This window comes from Asanoa sp. NPDC050611 (assembly GCF_040654855.1).
Lineage (GTDB): Bacteria > Actinomycetota > Actinomycetes > Mycobacteriales > Micromonosporaceae > Asanoa.
This window is the reverse complement of sequence record NZ_JBFAIU010000119.1, coordinates 1-20,737: the sequence shown is the minus strand read 5'-3', so window position 1 is coordinate 20,737 and position 20,737 is coordinate 1. Positions and strand designations below refer to the sequence as shown.

Below are 20,737 nucleotides of genomic sequence, written 5' to 3'. Positions count from 1 at the left end.
CTTCGCCACCGCGGGCCCACCCGCGACCGGCGCAGCCACCTTCGCCACCGCGGGCGCGTCCCGGGCGCGGCGCGTCGGCCACCACAGGCCCGTCCTCGGCCAAATCCCGCGGCGCACGCGCCGCCTGCTAACCGTCGAGGTCGCCGGCCAGGTCTTGCGGTGCCCGCATGCGCCACGCGTCGACGACCAGCTCGCGCAGGCGAGCTGCGTCGACCTGCTCGAGGCGCAGCATGACCAACGGCAGGCCGTCGTAGGCCGGTGTCGTGAAGAACCTCGCCGGCTCGCCCAGCAGCAGCGCCTGTTTCTCTGCCTCGTCGCCTACGTAGAGGACCGCGATGTCTGTGCGGATCACGCGGCGTTCGCCCGGGCGGCGTTCCGGGTAGGACCAGACGAAGCCCTTGTCGCCCACCCGGAAGTCGAAGCCGTCGCTCTCGATCTCGACCACGTGCGGCAACGCGAGCGCCAGGGCCCGGACGTCGTCGGCGTCAGCCATCGTGGGCGGGGTCAGGTCGCATATGGACAGCCTATTGGCCCTCCCCTGCCTTCCACGTCTCGTGGGCCGCGCGGACCCGGTCCCAGAGTGCCGCGCGCTCCGCGGCGGTCACGTCGTCGATGCCGATGTTGAACAGGCCCGTGAGCATGCCCCACCACTCCTCCTGGTTGGTGACCTCGCGCTTGGCCTGGCCCGTCGACGTGACCGTGGTCAGGGTCAGGCCGCGCAAGACGTCGGCACCCGCCGCGTGCCGGCGCTGGGCCGTCAGCGTCCGCACGAAACCCGACGTCGGTGAGGTGGACAGCTCCGCGTGCATCGCGGCGAAGTCGGTTGGCACGGCCTCTTTCGCCCGGAAGTCCATGCCCTCGAAGCCGCCGATCGGTGCGTGGGTCAGCCGCCAGCCGTCGGACTCGACCGATGAGCGGTCCAGGTGAAACTGGTAAGGGCCCTGGCGGAACGGGCCCGGGGCCAGCGGCACCGGGGCGTGCAGCCCGTCGCCCAGGCCCACGTCGGTGAACCAGACGCCGGCCGGGCACTCGGGCGTGGGTAGGCCGTGCACCGTCAGCACCAGGTGGTTGCCGTTGGCGCCGACCGGCTCGGGGACGCCGCGGCCCTGGACGCCGCCCACGTGCCAGCGCACGTCGTAGCCCAACGCTGACAGCAGGGCCGACAGCGCGCCGTTGACGTGGTAGCAGTAGCCGCCCCGGCCCAGTCGGGCGACGCGGTCGGCGGACTCGAGCGGGTCGACGGTGGTGGTGCGGCCGAGGTGGATGTCGAAGGTGGTGTAGGCGATGCGCTCGGCGTGGGCGCGGTGCAGGGCGGCCAGGGCGGGTGCGCTGGGCGGCTCGGCGCGCAGCCCGAGACGGCTGAGGTAGGCGGGGACGTCGACCATGCGGAGACCGTACAGCCGGGGTGTGACGGTTTTTCGGCCTTGCGTGGGGTAACCGCTGTTGATGAAGGGCCGGCTTGCGGCGGCGCTCGGCGGGCCGGTCCGGGCGCGCGTGATCATCCTGCTGGCGGTGGTCCTCGCGCTCAACTCGGCCGACAGCGGGACCATCGGTGCCGTCGCCGCGCCGCTCGAGGCCGACCTCGGCATCTCGCACGCCCAGCTCGGTCTCTTCGCCACCGTCTCCTCCGGGGTCGGGGCGGTGGCCGCGCCGATCGCGGGCGTGCTCGCCGACCGGACCGCCCGGGTGCGGCTGCTCGCGATAACCATCGCCGTCTGGGGCGCGTCGATGGTGGTCGGCGGGCTGGCGCCGGACTATCTCTGGCTGTTGCTGTCCCGGATCACGCTGGGCGCCGCGGTGGCCGCCGCCGGCCCGATCGTCGCGTCGCTGATCGGCGACCTGTTCGCGCCGGGAGAACGGGCCAAGATCTACGGCTGGGTGCTCACCGGTGAGCTGGTCGGCGCCGGCCTGGCCCTGGTGGTCGGCGGCGACGTGGCCGCCTGGCTCACCTGGCGGGCCCCGTTCCTCGGCCTCGCGGTGATCAGCCTCGCGCTGGCGGCGACGCTGTGGCGGCTGATGCCCGAACCCCGCCGCGGCGGGGCGAGCCGCCTGCCACCCGCCGGCGGCCTGAGACGGCGCACCGGCACCGACCCCGCGCGCGCCACGATCCTGCACGAGGGCGTGCCACCGGACCGCGACCGGGTGCTGCGCGACGACCCGGACAAGATGACCTTCTGGCAGGCGGCGCGGTACGTGCTGGCCATCCGCACCAACCGCACCCTGATCGTCGCGACCGCGGTGGGCTACTTCTTCTTCGCGGGCCTGCGCACGTTCGCACTGCTGTTCGCCCTGGACAACTACAACCTGTCACAGGGCGTGGTCAGCCTGGTGATCATCCCGATCGGCCTGGGCGCGGTCATAGGCACGCTGTTCGGCGGCCGGCTGACGGACCGCCTGGTACGGCACCGCCACACGAAGGCCCGCGTGACGGTGCCGGCGTACGCGTACTCGGCGGCCGCCGTGCTCTTCCTCCCAGGCCTGGTCGTCGGGCAGGTCTGGCTCTCGCTGATCTTCTTCACCCTGGGCGCCTGCTGCCTGGCCGCCGCGAACCCACCCCTGGGCGCGGCCCGCCTGGACATCGTCCCGGCGTCGCTGTGGGGCCGCGCGGAGAGCGTGCGCACGGTCCTGCAACTGGCGGCGGAGGCGGCGGGCCCGATCGCCTTCGGCTTCGTCGCGGACGAGTTCGGCGGCGTGGCCGGCCGCGGCTCGGGCCTGCGCGACGCGTTCCTGGTCATGCTGGTGCCACTGCTGCTCAACGGCCTCCTGCTCTTGCGCGCCCGCCGCACCTACCGCACGGACGTGGCCACCGCCGCCGCGGCCCGCCCGGCGGCCGAGCCGGTCAGCGACCGAGCCTGACGGCCGGGGAAACCTGGGCGTCACTGCGCGGTTCGGACCCACACCGTGTTGATGGACCACCTGAAGTTCGACTTGCTGTTGATTTCCATGTCGTTGGTGACCGAACCGTCGCTGCTGCGTGTGCCGGCGCGGATGTGCACGGTCTGGCCCTGCTGCACCGGGCCGTTGCTGAACAGCCGCGCCGTGAAGTTGCCGCCCTGGGCGAGGAACTCGCGGGCGACGACCACGGTCGAGTCGGTCCGCCAGTTGAACCGGGACATCAACGCGAATGACGGCGCCGTGACGTTGGGGTGCAGGACGTGGGCCATCAGGAAGTTCTCCTGCGTCGTCGACGAATCCGAGACGCCCCACTCGTCTTCCACGCGCAGGTCGTGCCGGCCGATGCCGCACCGTGCCTCGATGAAGATCTCGAGCACGCCCGTCGCGGTGGCCCGGTAGTTGAACCCGATCTGGGCGTCCGCGACGGCCCAGCCGTTGTCGAAGTCGTCCGCATCGTTGTTGTCCAGCATGATCTGGTGAGCGACCAGACCGGCGAACCGGTCGATGTCGACGGTCCGCGAGACGCGGAAGCCCCCGAGGTTGTGCGGATCGAAGCCATGCTGGAACGCCGGGTACGGCGGACGGAACGGCGTCCACGCGAGCGGCGCGTCGGTCGCCGGCTCCTGCGCGGTCGTCGGTCCCTGCGCGTCGTGCAGCCACGCCGCATGTCCGCTGTCGCCCTCGGTGCGGGGGGTCGCCTCCTGCACCGCCGCCTTGGTCTCGGCGACGATGCGCCGCAGTTGCGCCTCGTCGACGTTCAGGCTGTCGAAGTAGGCCTGGACGTTCTTACGGCGCTGTTGGTTGAGCGCGTCGTAGTCGGCATTGAGCCCGTTGGGCGGTTGGAGCAGGTCGCGGAACCTGGTGCGCTCGCCGCGCATCCGCCGCCGCAGCGACAGCCAGTTCTCCTCGCCGAGCAGCTCGGTGATGCGCCGGTTGCCACGCTCGACGATCTCCGTGACCCTGTCGCAGCGCGCTTCGGCGGTGGTGCGCTGCCGACGGTCGTAGTCCTCGGCGACCTCCGCCGCCATTCGGCGGTCCGCTTCCGCGATGTCAGGGTCGAACGGCATGTGGTACTGGCTGAAGTATTGCCCCGTTGACATCAATCCCCCTGATGGCGCCAAGGGTCGTCGGCTGACGCCGAGCCCTGCGGCTGAACGTAGCAAGCTCCTGATCAAGTACGGGCGGGATCCGAATTTCCCACCCGACCGGCCTCATCGAGTCGGTGACAACGTTCGGCGACGGTGCTGCGTGGTGGCAGGTGTGAGGATGGACAGCGACCCGGTGGTCGCCCCGCGCGGCGTCGCGTCGGCGGGCGCGCGCGACCAGGAGTTCGTGGAGTTCGTCGGCGCGTCCGGGCGCTACCTGCTGCGCACCGCCCTGCTGCTGTGCGGCGATCGCGCGCGGGCCGAGGAGCTGGTCCAGGCGACCTACGAGCGCACCTACCGCTCCTGGCGGGTGGCGCGGGCCGGCGACCCGCGGGCCTATGCCCGGCGGGTGCTGGTCAACTTGCGCATCGACGGGTGGCGGCGGACGCGGCGCGAGGTCCTGGTCGAGCCCGGCGCGCTGCCCGATCCCGCCAGGCCCGACCACGCCGGCGACGTCGTCGCCCGAAGCGCCGTGGTCCAGGCCCTGGCCCGCCTGCCGCTGGCGCAGCGGCGGGTCGTGATCCTCCGGCACCTGCTCGACCTGACCGAGACCGAGGTCGCCCACGAACTCGAGATCTCGGTCGGCACCGTCAAGTCCCACCACGCCCGCGGTATCGCGCGGCTGCGCGAGATTTTCGCCGAAGGGGAAGGGGATCCGCGATGAGCGTCCAGATCGACGACGACGACGTCGTCGCCCGCCTGCGGGCCGGCGACCCCGGCTATCCGGCGAGCGGTCCCGACGCCCGGCGCACGCTCGCTGCCGCCCGGCGGGCGCTGCGTCGCCGCCGGGGCCGGCAGGTGGTCGGGATCGTGGCCGCCCTCCTCGTCGGGCTCGCCGCCGCCGGCCAGGTCCGGTTGCCCGGCACCGGCGGCGGCACCGGGTACGACACCGCCGCGCGCCCCGACCAGGGTGACCCGCCGGTCTACCCGCACGCGCGGATGCTCGACGACGTCGCGAGACTGGCACCCCACGTGCTGCCCGTGGCCGACGATCTGGGCCTGACCCTCTACATCGACGATTCCGGACCCGGGTGCCGCGTGTTCACCTGGTCGCAGGGGGCGTTCCGGGACCGCGACGCGGACTGCGCGAATGCCGGCGATCCCGAGCCACCGTTCGACGCCGCGAGCGACGCCGCGTTCGGCCGGGTGACCACGGCGATCGGGCGGTCCGGCGTCGACGTCGACCGGATCGAGAAGGGTGGCTGGGGCCCCGGCACGTCGTTCCACCTCCGCGACAGCTCCTGGCAGTGGAACTGGTACTACTCCTACGTCCCCAACACGCCGGCCGACGCCCCGCCCGAGGTGCGGACGGACACGAACCTCGGCCCGAGGCGGCAGGTGCACGTCACCGGCGACTGGTGGTTCACCGTGGAACCCGACGACTGAGCGCGACCGCCTCGCCCAGCCGGTCCAGGGCCGTCGCGAACTCGTCGGGCGGCAGGTGGCCGAAGCCGAGGCGGAAGACCCGGTCCGACTCGAAGAACCAGGATCCACGGGCCACCCGGACGTCCAACGCCGGCAGCGCCGCGTAGAAACGGGACTCGTCGACGGACAGCCGGACGCAGCACAATGCGCCGGCGTCCGGGGCCAGCAGCTCCACCTCCGGCGTCGCCGCGGCCCACGACTTCAGGGTCGACAGCCCCGCCGAGAGGGCCGCGCGCCGCTCGCCCAGGACCCGCGAGCGTTGGCTCAGCACCTCAGCCGCGAGCAGCTCGTCCACCCCCGAGCCCGTGATCAGCGTGGTGAACTTGGCCAGGCGCAGGCGCTCGTACAAACTCGGCGAGGTCGCCGTCAGCCAGCCCACCCGCAGGCCCGGCGCGCCGTACGCCTTCGACAGCGACGAGCACGTCACCACCGACGGGCCCAGCGCCGCGGCGGACGCCGGCACCACGCCGTCGTACGCGGCGTCGCGGTACGTCTCGTCGACCAGGATCACCGCGTCCGGGGCCACCGACGACACCGCGGCCACGAGGCGGGCCAGGTCGGCGGCGGCGAAGCGTACACCCGACGGATTCTGGGGTGACGCCAGCGAGACCAGCCGCGTCGACGGGCGGACGGTGGCCAGGACCGCGTCGACGTCCAGCCGGTAACCCGCCGTGAACGACAGCGGCACCCGCGTCACCGACGCACCCAGCGCCGTCAGGGTCGACACCGCCGGTGGGAAGCACGGGGTGACCACGACCGCGTGATCGCCCGCGTCCAGCGTCACGAGGCCCAGCAGGAACATCCCGGCGATGCCGCCCGGGGTGAGCAGGACCTGGGACGGCTCGACCCCGAGGTCCGCGGCGATCAGGCCGCGCAGCGCCGGGTCGCCGACCGACGTCCCGTAACCGATCTCGAGGGACGAGAGCCGCGACACGGCCTCCGGCGTGAGCAGCGAGCCGAGCCGCAGTGGCGGGCTCGTGCTCTCCGCGAGGTCGTAGCGGCAGGGCACGTCGACCAGGTCCGACATCGGCGCCGGGGGGAAGCGATCCATCAACTGATCGTGACCGCGCAGGTCGACGGACCGGCAGGGCCAATCGCGCCAAAGTGGCTCGAACAGGCCGGTCGGCGACCCGCAGCGACCGCCCGTCGCGCCAGCTCAACCGGTCGCTTCGAAATGCGACCCATCCATGATCGTCTTAGGATCGAAACGGTTCAAGCGGCAGGAGGCACCCCCATGGCCCTGTTATCCGCACTCGATCGTGAGCACACTGTCGCACCACCGGGGTTCAGTCGCTGGCTGATCCCGCCCGCGGCACTCGCCGTGCACCTGTGCATCGGGCAGGCGTACGCCACGAGCGTGTACAAGAACTCGTTCGTGGCGCATTTCGATACCAGCCAGACCGCGATCGGCATCGTGTTCAGCATCGCGATCGTCATGCTCGGGCTGTCGGCCGCGGTCGCCGGCACCTGGGTCGAGAACAACGGGCCGCGCAAGGCGATGTTCGTCTCCGCGTCGTTCTGGGCGGCCGGCTTCCTGGTCAGCGCGCTCGGCATCGCCACGAAGCAGCTGTGGCTGGTCTACCTCGGGTACGGCGTGATTGGCGGCATCGGCCTCGGCATCGGCTACATCTCCCCCGTGTCGACCCTGATCAAGTGGTTCCCCGACCGGCCCGGCCTGGCCACCGGCCTCGCGATCATGGGCTTCGGCGGCGGCGCGCTGATCGCGGGCCCCGCGTCCCGCCAGCTGCTCTCGCTCTACGACAGCGGCTACGACCCCAACGTGGCGAGCTCGGTCGCCAACGGCGGCGCGCTCGTCGCGCTCTTCCTCACCCTCGGCATCGGCTACTTCCTGATCATGATGTTCGGCGTCGTCAACGTGCGGGTGCCGGCCGAGGGCTGGCGGCCGGCCGGCTTCGACCCGGCCACGGTCGCCGCGAAGCCCCTGGTCACGACGGCCAGCGTCTCGGCCGCCAACGCGATCAAGACGCGCGCGTTCTGGCTGCTCTGGATCGTGCTGTTCTGCAACGTCACCGCCGGCATCGGCATCCTCGAGCAGGCCAGCCCGATGATCCAGGACTTCTTCCGCGAGGGTACGACCTCCACCGTCGCGGTCTCCGCGGCGGCGGGCTTCGTGGGCGTGCTCTCGCTGTTCAACATGGCGGGCCGGTTCGCCTGGTCGTCCACCTCGGACCTGATCGGGCGCAAGCCGATCTACATGATCTACCTGGGCGTCGGCATGGTGCTCTACGCGCTGCTCGCCTCGGTCGGGCACACCGCGACCGCGCTGTTCGTGCTGCTCGCGGGCGTGATCCTGTCGTTCTACGGCGGCGGCTTCGCGACCGTCCCGGCCTACCTGCGCGACCTGTTCGGCACCTATCAGGTCGGCGCGATCCACGGCCGGCTGCTGACCGCCTGGTCGGCGGCGGGCGTCGCCGGCCCGCTGATCATCAACGGGTTCCTGGACGCGCAGGGCAAGCCGGGCTCGCTGACCGCGGCGGCGTACCGGCCGGCACTGTTCACGATGGTCGGCGTCCTGGCCGTCGGGTTCCTGGCCAACCTGCTGATCCGGCCCGTGCCCGAGCGGTTCCACGAACCCGGCGGCGGCGGCCCCGCCGTACCGGCACAATCGAAACCGACCGAGCCGGTGAAGGGGGCGACGGCATGAGCACACGGCTTGTGGTGTCCTGGGCGTTGATCGCTGTCCTGCTCGGTTACGGGGTGGTGGAGACCGTGATCACCGCGGTCAAGCTGTTCGGCTGACGTCCGGCGGCGGTGTCGGCGGGCGCGGAGGCAGGTATCGGCCGCGGGCCACCGCGACCAGCGTCCGCACGCCGATGCCGCCGACCAGCAGGGTGATCGCACCGATGACCAGCCAGCTCAGCGCCCGCGCCCCGGTCGGCCGGCCGACGTCGATCCAGACCAGCGTCGCGCTGGCGACGGCGGCCCAGGCGAAGGTGAACGCCCAGAAGCCCGGACCGAACGACAGCCGCAGGTACGCCGGCAGGAAGCGGAACTGCACGACCACCAGCAGCACGCCGTAACCGGCGAGGATCGCGGCGAACACGTCGATCCGGCCGCCGTTGAGCGCGAAGTAGGCGAGGCTGGCCACCGCCGCCGGCGCCACCTCGATGGCCAGCGACGGGACCAGCGGCGGCGGCAGGAACGCGTTGACCAACAGCCGGTTCAGGATCAGCGAGCCGAGCACCAGCCAGCAGATCAGGCCCAGCCCGAACATGAACTCGCCGAGCCGGCGTTGCCCGACTGTGGTGGCCGAGGCCGAGGCGACCAGTCCACCGGCGACGGTCGGCAGGAAGTAGCCGGGATGGATCTTCGGTGCGTCCAGCGCCGCGTAGATCCACTGCCCGGTCAGCCAGCCGCCGTACAGGAGGGTGAGCACGAGGAAGACGTCGACCACCACGACGGCGGCGTCGTGTGCCCTGGGCGCCAGCCCGATGGCGGCGAGCGGCATCGGGACGATCACCGCCAGCGAGACGAACGGCGCGCCGATGTTGTCGAGCAGGTCGGCGCGCACGTCGCGCGGACGGCTGAAGTAGAGCACGCAGGCCAGGAGCCAGACGGCGGCAGCCAGGATCAGCAGCGCGTCCGTGACCCCCGCGGGGGTGATGCCGCGCGCCTGCGCCGTGGACCAAACCTGCGCCAGGCCGGTCAGACCGAAGGCCATGCCGAAGATGTTTGGTGGCACCCTGCCCAGTTTTGCCACGAATGTACGTTACCGGGCAAGGGTTCCCCGACGAGGCTGCATCCGGCATCCTCGATACATGGGTGAGGTCTACCCGTTCCCGGGAGTCGGCGACACCTTCGACGACGTACGCGACGGCGGCCGGACCATGCGGGTCAGCGTCCACGCCGACCGCGACATGGTGGTCCTGTCACTCTGGTCCGGCGTGTTCTGCCGGGCGTCCTTCCGACTGTCCACCTCCGACGCCGAACGCCTGCGCAAGGTCCTCGAGGTGACGCCGGCGCCGGAGGCGGAACCCCCGGTCAGCGCTTGCGGATGAGCGTGACCCCGTCGCGCACGGGCAGCATCGCGACGGTGACCCGCGGGTCGGCCACCACCCGGTCGTTGATCTCGCGGATCGCGACGTCACCCTCCCCGTTGGCGGCCGGGTCCACCACGCGGCCGCCGCGCAGCACGTTGTCGAGCACGATCAGGCCGCCGGGCCGCACACGGGTGACCAGCTCCTCGTAGTACGCCGGGTAACCGGGCTTGTCGGCGTCGATGAACGCGAAGTCCACGTTCTCCTCGGCGGGCAGGGCCCGCAGGGTCTCGAGGGCCGGGGCGATCCGCAGCTCGATCCGGTCGGCCACGCCGGCCCGGTCCCAGTAACGGCGCGCGACCGAGGTCCACTCCTCGCTCACGTCGCAGGCGAGCAGCGACCCACCCGGGGCGAGCCCGCGCGCGATGCAGATCGATGAATATCCGGTGAACACTCCGACCTCGACCGCCCGCGTCGCGCCGACGAGCTGGACCAGCATGGTCAGCAGCTCACCCTCGTCGTGGGAGATCTGCATCGCCGCGGCACCAGGGAAAACGCGGATGGTCTCGGCGGCCAGCTCGTGCAGCAGGTCGTCGGCTGGAGACGAGTGGGCGAGCAGGTAGTCGCTGATCGCCGGGCTGGTGATGTCGGGCATGATCCTCAGCCTAGGCCGGAGACCACCATCTGGGACACAGCGTCGCACCGTGATCATGTAGTTTCCTCGCCCATGTCCTCCCTCAAGATCCGCCTGGCAGCGGGCGCGGCCGCACTGGCCGTCGCCGCGTCCGTCGGCGCTTCTATATCGTCCCCGGCACTGGCCGCGGGACCGCAGCTCGAAATGTCCTACGACACCGCCGGCAACGTCGACACCAGCGGCCGCCTGGTCGGCGTCTACGCCAACAACAACGGTGACCAGCCGGCCAGCGACGTGACGCTGACGTTCGACGCGAGCGGCCTGACCGGCGTCAAGATCAGCGTCCCCGACTGGCTCGAAGGGTGCGCCCTCGACGGCGAGGTCGTCACCTGCAAGGTGCCCGTGATCGAGGCACAGAGCACCGCGTCCGTGACGGCGTTCGAGCTGACCAGCGAGAACCAGTCGAAGCCCGGCGCGGCCGGCACGCTCAAGGGCACGATCAGCGGCTTCGCGCCCGACGGCACCGAGAACACCGGCAACGCCGACCTCGACATCGTCATCGACGAGAGCGGCCCGGACCTGATGGCGCTCTCCGACGACATCGGCAGCAAGGACGAGCCGGTCGGCGGCGGGGACGTGCGCCCCGTCGCGGCCGCCATCTACAACGACGGCGACAGCGCGACGGACGAGTGGTACATCCAGATCTCGGTGCCGACCGGTGCCGGCATCGTCGAGCAGTACTCGGACTGCGACTACCAGGACTGGTGGCCGGGCGAGCACCCGGCCGGCTACGTCTACGGGCCGAGCGTCGTCACCTGCGCGGCGCCGCCCGGCTTGGAGCTCGCGCCCGGCGACCTGCTGGTGTTCGCCGACGCGGAGACCGATGAGTCGTTGTTCCACGTCGCGTTCGGCAAGAACCTCCGCGGCCCGGAGGAGGACGGCGGGTCCGTCCAGGTCGGTCTGGTCGACGACCTCCGCGCTTCGAAGAAGTCGGCACGCAAGGGTTCCGGCGAGTCGTTCGCGGACGCGGTCGCCAAGCTCAAGCCGACTGCCCGCGCGGCGAGCCGCCGGGAGATGAACACCGACAACAACTGGGCCGAGTTCAAGTTCTGGACCAAGCCCAACAAGTACGACTTCGCGGTGACCGCGCAGGCTGTCGACGGCAACGTCGGCGACACCGTCGAGGTCCCGTACACGGTCATCAACAACGGGCCCTCCGACGGCGGTGCCAGCTGGACCTTCAAGGCCCCGACGGGCACCGTGCTGGTATCCGACGGCGGTCCGTGGTGCCGCTTCTTCGACGAGAACGGCGACCGCGTCAACGAGCTGCCCGAGGTCACCTGCAGCACCGAGGGCGAGTGGCCGTCGAAGGCCTCCGGCTACCAGGGCGTCAAGGGCACCGTGAAGGTCCGGATCAACGCGACGCCGGGCGACGACGGCACGCTGCGGGTGCACCCGTACCCCGAGGACCGTGAGGCCGACCCCGCGAACAACGAGGTGAAGCTCGCCATCACAACCGGTGGTGGCGGCGGTGGCGGCGGCCTGCCGGTCACGGGTGCCAACGCGACCCTGATCGGCGGCATCGGTGGCGGCGTGGTCGTCATCGGCGCCGTGCTGTTCCTCGTGGCCCGGCGGCGCCGGGTCGTGACGGTCAGCGAGTAGCGACGCACCCAGTCGAAGGGGGCACCGCCGGGCTCGGCGGTGCCCCCTTTCGCATGGCAGGATGAGTCCGTTATGAAGATCAACCTTGAACAGGTCACCGACCGGCTGGCCGGCCACGGCGAGGGTCCCGTGTGGGACGCCGCGACCGGGCGCCTGCACTGGGTCGACATGCTCGCCGGCGACATGCTCTCGCTCGATCCCGGCGACGGCGCGGTCACGCGTACCCCCGTCTCGTCCGTGGTCTGCGCGATCCGGCCCCGCCGCGCCGGCGGCCTGGTGCTCGCGGTCGAACGCGGTTTCGCGCTCCTGGACCCCGACGCCGAGAAGCCGCGGATCCTGCCGGAGCTGTGGCCGGCCAACTCGATCCGCATGAACGACGGCGGCTGCGACCCGCGGGGCCGGTTCTACTGCGGCTCGATGGCGACCGACGACCGGCCCGGCGCCGGCAAGCTCTACCGGCTCGACGCCGACCTGAGCGTGACCGTCGTGCTCGACGAGGTCTCCATCTCCAACGGGCTGGCCTGGTCGCGCGACGGCGGCACCGCCTACTACGTCGACTCCGGCACGCAGCGCATCGACCTGTTCACCGTCGACGCGGCCGGCGAGCTGGTCGACCGGCGGCCGTTCGTGACCGTGCCCGCCGAGGTCGGCACACCGGACGGCCTGTGCCTCGACGCCGAGGGCGGCGTCTGGGTGGCGCTGTGGGACGGCGGCGCCGTGCACCGCTACGGCCCCGACGGCAGCCTCGACGCGGTGATCCCGTTGCCGGTGGCCCGGCCGACGGCCTGTGCGTTCGGCGGCCCGGACCTGGCGGACCTCTACATCACCACCTCGCGCCCGTCCGCCGACGACCCGGCGCCGAGCGGTGCCCTGTTCCGTGCCCGGCCCGGCGTGACCGGCTTCGCCGACTGGGAGTTCGCCGGATGACCGGCTTCGCCCTCCCGCACGGGACCGTGGCGCCCCGGGCCGCGCTGCACACCTACGCGCCGTCGATCGACCTGTCCGGCGCGTGGCGCTTCCGCCTGTCCCCCACGGCCGACGCCGGCGACTTCGCGGGGGCGGACTTCGACGACAGCGGCTGGGACGTCCTTCCCGTGCCGTCGTCCTGGCCCATGCACGGGTACGGGCAGCCGGCGTACACCAACATCACCTACACGTTCCCGCTCGACCCGCCGCACGTGCCGACGGAGAACCCGACCGGCGACCACCGCCGTGTCGTCGACGTGCCCGCCGACTGGGCGGGGCAGCGCGTGCTGCTGCGCTTCGAGGGCGTCGACTCGCTCGGCCGGGTCTGGGTCAACGGCGCCGAGGTCGGCGTCACCCAGGGCAGCCGCCTGACCCACGAGTTCGACGTGACCGCGCACCTGCGCCCGGGCGAGGCCAACGTCGTCGCCGTGCGGGTGCACCAGTGGTCGGCCGGCAGCTACCTCGAGGACCAGGACATGTGGTGGCTGCCCGGCATCTTCCGCGGGGTCACCCTCGAGGTCCGGCCCGCGGGCGGGATCGACGACGTCTTCGTGCACGCCGGCTTCGACGGCGGGCGCGGAACACTGCGGGTCGACGCGCCCGACGGGGCCCGCTTGTCCGTGCCGGCGCTCGGGCTCCGCGACGCGGCCGTCAACACCGACCACGTGCTCGACGGGGTCGCTCCCTGGACACCCGAGACGCCGACGTTGTACGACGCGTCGGTGTCCACCGACACCGAGACCGTGTCGCTGCGCGTCGGCTTCCGCACCGTCGCGGTGCGCGACGGCCTGGTGACCGCCAACGGCCGCCGGATCTTCTTCCGCGGCGTCAACCGGCACGAGTTCCACCCCGACCTCGGCCGGGTCGTCCCGCTCGACGTCGTGCGGGCCGAGCTCGAGCTGATGAAGGCGCACCACGTCAACGCGATCCGCACGAGCCACTACCCGCCGCACGCCGCGCTGCTCGACCTCTGCGACGAGCTGGGCTTCTGGGTGATCGTCGAGAACGACTTCGAGACGCACGGCTTCGAGCAGAACGGCTGGCGGGACAACCCGACCGACGATCCACGGTGGACGGACGCGCTGGTCGACCGGATGCGCCGTACGGTCGAGCGCGACAAGAACCACCCCTGCGTGGTCATGTGGTCGCTGGGCAACGAGGCCGGCGTGGGCCGCAACCTCGGCCCGATGGCGGCCGTGGCGCGGGAGCGGGACCCGGACCGGCCGCTGCACTACGAGGGCGACCGGTCCAGTGCGCACACCGACGTCCACAGTCGCATGTACGCGACGCCGGACGAGGTCGCCGAGATCGGCGCGGCGCCCGAGGGACTGCCGTTCATCCTGTGCGAGTACGCCCACGCGATGGGCAACGGCCCGGGGCTGCTGACCACCTATCGCGAGCTGTTCGAGCGCTACCCCCGGTGCCAGGGAGGCTTCATCTGGGAGTGGCTCGACCACGGCATCCGGCGCGGCAACCACTTCGCGTACGGCGGCGACTTCGGCGAGCCCGTGCACGACGGCAACTTCGTCATCGACGGCCTGGTGTTCCCGGACCGCACGCCGTCACCCGGGTTGACGGAGCTGGGCGCGGTGTTCGCACCCGTCCGCCTCGACGCCGGGCCGGACGGCGCGCTGACCGTCCGGAACGCCTACGACCACCGCGACCTCGACGGCGTCACGCTGGACTGGTCGGTGGCCGTCGACGGCGACCCGGTGGCGTCCGGAACCCAGCCCGCGCCGGCGCTGGCCTCCGGCGAGTCGGCCCCGCTGTCCCTGCCGAACGGCGCCGCCGCCCCACCCGGCTCCGGCGAGGCCTGGCTCACCGTGACCGCCCGCCTGGCCGGCGGGCAGCAGGTGGGCGCCGGTCAGCTCCGCCTGCGCGACGCCGCACCCCGGCGGCCGCGCACCGGACGTTCCGTCGCCGGCGACACGCTCGGCCCGGCCGTCTTCCGGGCCGGCGAGCTCGTCGCGCTCGGCGGCCTCCCGCTGCGCGGCCCCCGGCTGGACCTCTGGCGGGCGCCCATCGACAACGACATCTTCGGCCCGGACCCCGTCGCCGAGCGCTGGCGGGCCGCCGGCCTGCACCGGCTCACCCACCGGGTGGTCGACGTCGCCGGCACGGCCGACGGGCTCACGGTCACAACCCGGGTGGCACCGGCCGGCACGGACCGCGCGTTCCTGGCCACGTACGCCTGGACCGCCGACGACGACGCGGTCACCCTGGCCCTGCACGTCGCGCCGACCGGCGACTGGGACGTCCCGCTCCCCCGGGCGGGCGTCGCGCTCGCCGTCCCGGGCCGCTACGACCGGGTCGACTGGTTCGGCGGCGGACCGGGCGAGGCCTATGTGGATTCGCACACGGCGGCGCTGGTCGGCCGCTACACGTCCACCGTGGACAGGATGCAGACGCCGTACGTCCGGCCGCAGGAGAACGGCAACCGGACCAAGGTGCGGCAGGCCCGGCTGACCGACCCGACCGGCGCCGGCCTGGAGATCCTCGGGCACCCGACGTTCGAGCTGACCGCCCGCCGCTGGAGCACCGCCGAGCTGACCGCCGCCCGGCACACGGACGACCTGGTGCCGGGTTCGGACATCCACCTGCACCTCGACCACGGCCACCACGGGCTGGGCACCGCGGCCTGCGGCCCACCGCCCGCGCCCGAGGCGTGGCTGAACGCGGAGCCCTTCGATCTCGTGATCACATTTCGCGCGCTCTGAGGCCACCCCGCGGGTGGCCGAGGAGGAGCAGAATCGAGGCATGGCCGACGACGAGCGGGTCGTTTTCACGGACGAGGAGGCCGCGTTCCTGCGGCACGCCCGGTTCGGCGAGCTGCCGCCCCGGGTCCTCCCGGACGAGCTGGTCGAGCTGCACGAAACGGACCCACGACCGGTGCTGCTCGGCACCGCCTTCGCCCGCCTGCCCGGCGCTCCGCACGACGCGCTGCGCGCGGCGCTGGCCGCCGAGGACTGGTCCGAGTCCGCAGCGCGACTGGCGGGGGAGCGGACCAACGCGATCTTCGGCACCGCGGTCGACCCCGCGCCGCGGCGGTTCCACGATCGGCCGATCATGGTGGTCGGCGGTTCCCGGTTCGCCACCGCGCTGGTGGCTGACATTTCCGACCAAACGCTGCGCGAGCGCCCGCTGTTCGGCAGTGTTGACCAGTGGGCGGACAGCACCGACGTGTTGTCACATGTCGGACGATCCCGGGCCGCGGCGCGCGGGCTCGACGGGGCGGAACGCGGCCCGAACGACCGTTAAGCTTGTGGTGTGCTCAGTGCGGAGCTCTACCCACCCGAGCGGCTCGTCGCCGCCCAGCGCGCCACGGCCGCCGTCGGCCTCGACGCGCTGCTTGTCACCCCGGGCTCCGACCTGCGCTACCTGACCGGCTACGACGCGCACCCCCTCGAGCGGCTGACCTGCCTGGTGCTGCCGGCCCGGGGCGAGCCGACGCTGATCGTGCCGACCCTGGAGCGGCCCGCGGCCGAGGTGGCCACGCACGACCTGCGGATCGTCGACCACCGCGACGGGCAGGACCCGTACCCACTCGTGGTCGAGGCCCTCGACGGCCCGGCCAGCGTCGTGGCGCTCAGCGACCGGATGTGGGCCGCGCACGTGCTCGGGCTGCGTGCCGCGCTGCCGGGCGCCGAGCAGCGGCTGGCCGGCGAGATCCTCGACGAGCTGCGGATGCGCAAGTCACCGGCCGAGGTCGAGGCGCTGCGGGCGGCCGGCGCGGCGATCGACGCCGTGCACGCCCGGATGGGTCGGTGGCTGCGGCCCGGCCGCACCGAGCGGCAGGTCGGCGCCGACATCGCCGAGGCGATCCTCGACGCCGGGCACGCCACCGTCGACTTCGTCATCGTCGCGTCGGGGCCCAACGGCGCGAGCCCGCACCACGCCACCGCCGACCGGGTGATCCGGGCCGGCGAGCCCGTGGTCGTCGACATCGGCGGCACGATGCCGTCGGGCTACTGCTCCGACTCGACCCGCACCTACGTGGTCGGTGCGCCGCCACCGGACGCGGTCGCCTACTACGCGGTGCTGCACGCCGCCCAGCGCGCCGCGGTCGAGGCCGTGCGGCCGGGCGTGACCTGCGCCCAGGTCGACGCCGCGGCCCGCGACGTGATCACCGAGGCCGGCTTCGGCGACGCGTTCCTGCACCGCACCGGACACGGCATCGGTCTCGACGGGCACGAGGAGCCGTACATCGTGGCCGGCAACGACCGCCCGCTCGAGCCCGGGATGGCGTTCTCGATCGAGCCCGGCATCTATCTCGCGGGCCGGCACGGCGCCCGCATCGAAGACATCGTCGTCTGCGTCGACGGGGGCGCGGACGTCCTCAACACCACACCCACGGAGTTGGCCGAACTATGACCATCGACCGCGTCCTACCCACCGAAGAGGCCGGAGACCTCCTCGACCTCGCCACCGAGATCGGCGACCGCGAGCTGGCGCCGAAGGCGGCCGAGTTCGAGGCCCGCCGGGAGTTCCCGCGCGAGCTGATCCGCACCATCGGCCGGGCCGGGCTGCTCGGCCTGCCCTACCCGAGGAGATGGGCGGGGCCGGGCAGCCGTACGAGGTGTATCTCCAGGTCCTGGAGGTCCTCGCGGCCCGCTGGCTGGTCGCCGCCGAGGCGGTCAGCGTGCACACCCTTTCCTGCTACCCGGTCGCCTCCGTGGGCAGCGAGCAGCTCCGCAAGCAGCTGCCTGACATGCTCGGCGGCGAGCTGCTCGGCGCCTACTGCCTCTCCGAGCCCGCGGGCGGGTCCGACGCGGCGGCGCTGACCACCCGGGCGGTCCGCGACGGCGACACGTACGTCATCGACGGCACCAAGGCGTGGATCACGCACGCGCACGACGCCGACTTCTTCAACGTGTTCGCCCGCACCGGCGGTCCCGGCCCGGGTGGCATCTCCTGCCTGCTGGTCGACGCCAACACGCCGGGGATCGTGCCGCAGGCACCCGAGCGCACGATGGGCCTGCACGCGTCGCCGATCTCGCAGATCGCGTTCGACGGCGTACGCGTGCCCGCCGACCGCCTCGTCGGCGAGGAGGGCACCGGGTTCGGCATCGCGATGCGGGCGCTCGACTCGGGCCGCCTGGGCATCGCCGCCTGCGCGGTCGGCCTCGCGCAGGCGGCGCTCGACTACGCCGTCGGCTACGCCCGCGAGCGCGAGCAGTTCGGCACGCCGATCATCGACTTCCAGGGCCTCGGGTTCATGCTCGCCGACATGGCCACCCAGATCTCCGCGGCCCGCGCGCTGACCCTGCACGCGGCCCGGCTGCGCGACCGCGGCCGGCCCTACTCGACCGAGGCGGCCAAGGCCAAGCTGTTCGCCACCGACATGGCGATGAAGGTGACCACCGACGCGGTGCAGGTGCTCGGCGGCTACGGCTACGTCGCGGACCACCCGGTCGAGCGCTACATGCGCGAGGCCAAGGTGCTGCAGATCGTCGAGGGCACCAACCAGATCCAACGCCTGGTCATCTCGCGGTCACTTTCGAAGTCGTGAGAAGAAGGCGCGGATGTCGGTCGCGTGGGCGGCCGGCTGCTCCATCGCCACGAAGTGGTTGCCGGGGTTGCCCGCCGGCCAGTGCACGATGTCGTTGTCCCGCTCGGCGAGGCGGCGCATCAGGGCGGAGCCGCCGCCGTACTGTCCGGAGGGCACCTGCTTCTGCCCCTTCGGCCAGGCGAACCCGCCGCCGTCGGCGAGGGTGAGCAGGTCGTACATCGGCCAGGACGACGAGCCAGCCGTGCCGGTGAACCACCAGAGGCTGGCGTTGGTCAGCATCAGGTCGCGGTCGATGACCTGGTCCGGGGTCTCCGCCATGAACGCGAACTCCTTGAACTTCTGGGTCAGCCAGGCGAGCAGGCCGACGGGGGAGTCGGTCCAGGAGTACGCGAACGTCTGCGGCGCCGCCCGCAGCAGCGCGTGATGGTCGACGCCGCCGCTCATCCACTGCTGCATCTGCGCCCACTCGGCCCGCTCGGCGTCGTTCATCCCGGGCACGTCGGCCTCCGTCGGGAAGCCGAACCCGCCGTCGATGTGCACGCCGACCACGTGCTCCGGCGCCGTGGCCGCCACCGCCGGGGCGATGTAGGCACCGAGGTCGCCGCCCTGCGTGCCGTACCGGTCGTAGCCGAGCCGGCGCATCAGCTCCGCCCACATCCGGGCGACCCGGTCGACGGTGAAGCCGGCCTCGGTCGGCGCCTGCGAGAACCCGAAGCCCGGCACCGAGGGCACCACCACGTGGAAGTCGGCGGTCAGCTCGCCGATCAGGTCGGTGAACTCGACGAACGAGTTCGGCCAGCCGTGGGTCAGCAGCAGCGGCAGCGCGTCCGGCGACGTGGACGGCACGTGCAGGAAGTGCACCGTCAGCCCGTCGATCTGGGTCGTGAACTGCGGGAACCCGTTGAGGCGGGCCTCGTGCGCCCGCCAGTCGTAGCCGGTGGCCCAGTGGTCGGCCAGGTCGCGCAGGTAGTCCACCGGCACGCCGCGGCTCCAGCCCGCGCCGGGCAGCTGGCGGGGCCAGCGGGTGCGGGCGAGGCGGTCGCGCAGGTCGTCGAGGTCTGCTTGGGGAATGTCGATCCGGAAAGGCGTCATGCGTACGACGCTAGAACCCCAGTAGGTCAGGTTCTGGCACACAAGGGTGGCATTCTTGGGGCCATGCCCGACACCCCGGCCCGGCTGCTGAGCCTCCTGTCGTTGCTGCAGACCCCGCGCGAGTGGCCCGGGCGGGAGCTGGCCGACCGGCTCGGCGTCAGCCTGCGCACGATCCGGCGCGACGTGGACCGGCTGCGCGACCTCGGCTATCCGGTGCGGGCGACGATGGGCAACGTCGGCGGCTACCGCCTCGTGGCCGGCAAGGCGATGCCGCCACTGCTGCTCGACGACGAGGAGGCCGTCGCGATCGCGGTCGGGCTGCGGGCCGGGCACACGGTCGCCGGCATCGAGGAGGCGTCGGTGCGCGCCCTCGCGAAGCTCGAGCAGGTGTTGCCGGCCCGGCTGCGGCAACGGGTCGGTGCGCTCGGCCGGGCGACCGAGCCGCTGCTGGAGTGGAGCCGCCCGACCGTCGACCCGTCCCTGCTCAGCTCGCTGGCGTCGGTGATCGGCGAGCGGGTCCGGTTCACCTACCGCGACGCGGAACGGTCGGTCGAGCCGCACAAGCTGGTCGCGGCGGGGCGCCGCTGGTATCTGGTGGCCTTCGACAGCGACCGCGCCGACTGGCGGGTGTTCCGGGTCGACCGGATCAGCGACCTGCGGCCGACGGGCCACCGCGTCGCGCCGCGCACGCTGCCCGCTCCCGACGCGGCCGCGTTCGTGGCGGGCCGGCTCAGCGAGCTGACCCCGGTCTACCGGGCGGTGGCGACGCTGCACGCGCCGATCGAGGAGCTGCAGGACCGGATCGGCGACCTGACCCCGCTGGACGCCACCACCTGCCGCCTCGACGGTCATGCCGACACGCTCGAGTTCCTCGCGTGGCGGCTCCTGAGTCTGGGCTGCGAGTTCGAGGTCCACGAGCCGCCGGAACTGATCGCCCATCTGGCCGCGGTAGGCGGCCGCGCGACCCGCGCGGCGGCCGGCGGCTGAGCCGCTCGCCTTGGTCGCGGCGGTGCGTGGCCGGGCCGTTCAGCGCAGCGGGTTAGCCTCGGGTTCGTGGTCGACGCGGCCGGTGTGCTGGAGGAGGTCTGGCGGTCCGACGCCGCCGGGATGCGGGCGGTGCTGGCCCGCCGGCTCGGCGACCTCGACCGGGCCGAGGAGGCGCTGCAGGACGCGGTCGGTGAGGCGCTGCGCCGCTGGCCCGCCGAAGGCGTGCCGGAACGGCCCGCGGGCTGGCTGGTGACCACGGCCTGGCGCAAGGCCCTCGACGTGCTGCGCCGCGAGGAGACCGGCCGCGCGAAAACCCTGCTGCTCGACCCGCCCGCCGCGCGCCAGGCCGCCAGCGTCAGACCCGAGCAGTCGTAGCCGTTCGGACCTTCGGCCGCCCAGACGTACGGCGTGCCGATCGCGTTGT

20 protein-coding genes and 1 pseudogene are annotated in these 20,737 nt (G+C 72.6%); 14 read left to right on the top strand and 7 right to left on the bottom strand.

Features of this window, described 5'->3' with window-relative positions:
• Nucleotides 1-127 precede the first annotated feature (127 nt).
• Both AB0H87_RS19660 and AB0H87_RS19655 read right to left on the bottom strand, forming a co-directional pair.
• On the bottom strand, nucleotides 128-493 hold the full coding sequence (locus AB0H87_RS19660) for an MmcQ/YjbR family DNA-binding protein (RefSeq protein ID WP_360147162.1): 366 nt from the start codon (nucleotides 491-493) through the stop codon (nucleotides 128-130).
• A 31-nt stretch (nucleotides 494-524) separates the two neighbouring features.
• The gene (locus AB0H87_RS19655) at nucleotides 525-1,385 is read right to left on the bottom strand and encodes an arylamine N-acetyltransferase (RefSeq protein WP_360147159.1); all 861 of its coding nucleotides are present in this window, start codon (nucleotides 1,383-1,385) and stop codon (nucleotides 525-527) included.
• A 61-nt stretch (nucleotides 1,386-1,446) separates the two neighbouring features.
• Between AB0H87_RS19655 and AB0H87_RS19650 the strand changes: the two genes are divergently transcribed.
• A complete protein-coding gene (locus tag AB0H87_RS19650; RefSeq protein ID WP_360147156.1) occupies nucleotides 1,447-2,856 on the top strand; it encodes an MFS transporter in 1,410 nt (469 codons plus the stop codon).
• A 20-nt stretch (nucleotides 2,857-2,876) separates the two neighbouring features.
• Here AB0H87_RS19650 and AB0H87_RS19645 read toward each other — a convergent pair whose 3' ends face one another.
• Nucleotides 2,877-3,995, bottom strand: a complete 1,119-nt coding sequence (locus AB0H87_RS19645; protein ID WP_360147153.1) for a hypothetical protein — start codon at nucleotides 3,993-3,995, stop codon at nucleotides 2,877-2,879.
• Between the two features lie 166 nt (nucleotides 3,996-4,161).
• Between AB0H87_RS19645 and AB0H87_RS19640 the strand changes: the two genes are divergently transcribed.
• Together AB0H87_RS19640 and AB0H87_RS19635 are read left to right on the top strand one after the other, a co-directional pair.
• A complete protein-coding gene (locus tag AB0H87_RS19640) occupies nucleotides 4,162-4,704 on the top strand; it encodes a SigE family RNA polymerase sigma factor (protein WP_360147150.1) in 543 nt (180 codons plus the stop codon).
• Nucleotides 4,701-5,426, top strand: coding sequence for a hypothetical protein (locus AB0H87_RS19635; RefSeq protein WP_360147147.1), 726 nt, complete (start codon nucleotides 4,701-4,703; stop codon nucleotides 5,424-5,426). The genes AB0H87_RS19640 and AB0H87_RS19635 overlap by 4 nt, the downstream gene beginning before the upstream one ends.
• Here the strand turns inward: AB0H87_RS19635 and AB0H87_RS19630 are convergent.
• The gene (locus AB0H87_RS19630; protein WP_360147144.1) at nucleotides 5,404-6,516 is read right to left on the bottom strand and encodes a pyridoxal phosphate-dependent aminotransferase; all 1,113 of its coding nucleotides are present in this window, start codon (nucleotides 6,514-6,516) and stop codon (nucleotides 5,404-5,406) included. The two genes, AB0H87_RS19635 and AB0H87_RS19630, sit on opposite strands and share 23 nt — an antisense overlap.
• 189 nt (nucleotides 6,517-6,705) lie before the next feature.
• Between AB0H87_RS19630 and AB0H87_RS19625 the strand changes: the two genes are divergently transcribed.
• Nucleotides 6,706-8,130: an OFA family MFS transporter gene (locus AB0H87_RS19625; RefSeq protein ID WP_360147168.1), complete on the top strand. Its 1,425-nt coding sequence runs from the start codon at nucleotides 6,706-6,708 to the stop codon at nucleotides 8,128-8,130.
• A 78-nt stretch (nucleotides 8,131-8,208) separates the two neighbouring features.
• On the opposite strand, the gene AB0H87_RS19620 is transcribed toward AB0H87_RS19625, so the two are convergent.
• Complete coding sequence (locus AB0H87_RS19620) at nucleotides 8,209-9,168, bottom strand: hypothetical protein (RefSeq protein WP_360147141.1); 960 nt, start codon at nucleotides 9,166-9,168, stop codon at nucleotides 8,209-8,211.
• A gap of 76 nt (nucleotides 9,169-9,244) precedes the next feature.
• On the opposite strand from AB0H87_RS19620, the gene AB0H87_RS19615 reads away from it, so the two are divergent.
• On the top strand, nucleotides 9,245-9,484 hold the full coding sequence (locus AB0H87_RS19615) for a hypothetical protein (protein WP_360147138.1): 240 nt from the start codon (nucleotides 9,245-9,247) through the stop codon (nucleotides 9,482-9,484).
• Here AB0H87_RS19615 and AB0H87_RS19610 read toward each other — a convergent pair.
• Entirely contained in the window at nucleotides 9,468-10,118 is a 651-nt protein-coding gene (locus AB0H87_RS19610; protein WP_360147135.1) for a class I SAM-dependent methyltransferase, read from the bottom strand. The two genes, AB0H87_RS19615 and AB0H87_RS19610, sit on opposite strands and share 17 nt — an antisense overlap.
• 72 nt (nucleotides 10,119-10,190) lie before the next feature.
• Here AB0H87_RS19610 and AB0H87_RS19605 point away from each other — a divergent pair, with 72 nt between their 5' ends.
• From AB0H87_RS19605 to AB0H87_RS19575, 7 genes and pseudogenes are all read left to right on the top strand, one after another.
• The gene (locus AB0H87_RS19605) at nucleotides 10,191-11,759 is read left to right on the top strand and encodes a hypothetical protein (protein ID WP_360147132.1); all 1,569 of its coding nucleotides are present in this window, start codon (nucleotides 10,191-10,193) and stop codon (nucleotides 11,757-11,759) included.
• 72 nt (nucleotides 11,760-11,831) lie between these two features.
• Nucleotides 11,832-12,686 carry an SMP-30/gluconolactonase/LRE family protein gene (locus AB0H87_RS19600; protein WP_360147129.1) on the top strand — a complete coding sequence of 285 codons (855 nt, stop codon included), beginning with the start codon at nucleotides 11,832-11,834 and terminating at the stop codon, nucleotides 12,684-12,686.
• Nucleotides 12,683-15,442, top strand: coding sequence for a glycoside hydrolase family 2 TIM barrel-domain containing protein (locus AB0H87_RS19595; RefSeq protein WP_360147126.1), 2,760 nt, complete (start codon nucleotides 12,683-12,685; stop codon nucleotides 15,440-15,442). The genes AB0H87_RS19600 and AB0H87_RS19595 overlap by 4 nt, the downstream gene beginning before the upstream one ends.
• Before the next feature lie 40 nt (nucleotides 15,443-15,482).
• Entirely contained in the window at nucleotides 15,483-15,983 is a 501-nt protein-coding gene (locus tag AB0H87_RS19590; RefSeq protein WP_360147123.1) for a hypothetical protein, read from the top strand.
• 9 nt (nucleotides 15,984-15,992) lie between these two features.
• Entirely contained in the window at nucleotides 15,993-17,096 is a 1,104-nt protein-coding gene (locus tag AB0H87_RS19585) for a Xaa-Pro peptidase family protein (RefSeq protein ID WP_360147120.1), read from the top strand.
• A pseudogene (locus AB0H87_RS19580) lies at nucleotides 17,093-17,388 on the top strand (acyl-CoA dehydrogenase family protein); the annotation flags it as partial. The gene AB0H87_RS19585 and the pseudogene AB0H87_RS19580, both read left to right, overlap by 4 nt.
• 45 nt (nucleotides 17,389-17,433) lie before the next feature.
• A complete protein-coding gene (locus AB0H87_RS19575) occupies nucleotides 17,434-18,234 on the top strand; it encodes an acyl-CoA dehydrogenase family protein (RefSeq protein WP_360147165.1) in 801 nt (266 codons plus the stop codon).
• Here AB0H87_RS19575 and AB0H87_RS19570 read toward each other — a convergent pair.
• On the bottom strand, nucleotides 18,217-19,326 hold the full coding sequence (locus tag AB0H87_RS19570) for an epoxide hydrolase (RefSeq protein ID WP_360147117.1): 1,110 nt from the start codon (nucleotides 19,324-19,326) through the stop codon (nucleotides 18,217-18,219). The two genes, AB0H87_RS19575 and AB0H87_RS19570, sit on opposite strands and share 18 nt — an antisense overlap.
• Nucleotides 19,327-19,389: 63 nt before the next feature.
• On the opposite strand from AB0H87_RS19570, the gene AB0H87_RS19565 reads away from it, so the two are divergent.
• Nucleotides 19,390-20,313 carry a WYL domain-containing protein gene (locus tag AB0H87_RS19565; protein WP_360147114.1) on the top strand — a complete coding sequence of 308 codons (924 nt, stop codon included), beginning with the start codon at nucleotides 19,390-19,392 and terminating at the stop codon, nucleotides 20,311-20,313.
• A gap of 66 nt (nucleotides 20,314-20,379) precedes the next feature.
• Nucleotides 20,380-20,688 carry a sigma factor gene (locus tag AB0H87_RS19560; protein ID WP_360147111.1) on the top strand — a complete coding sequence of 103 codons (309 nt, stop codon included), beginning with the start codon at nucleotides 20,380-20,382 and terminating at the stop codon, nucleotides 20,686-20,688.
• Nucleotides 20,689-20,737 lie beyond the last annotated feature (49 nt).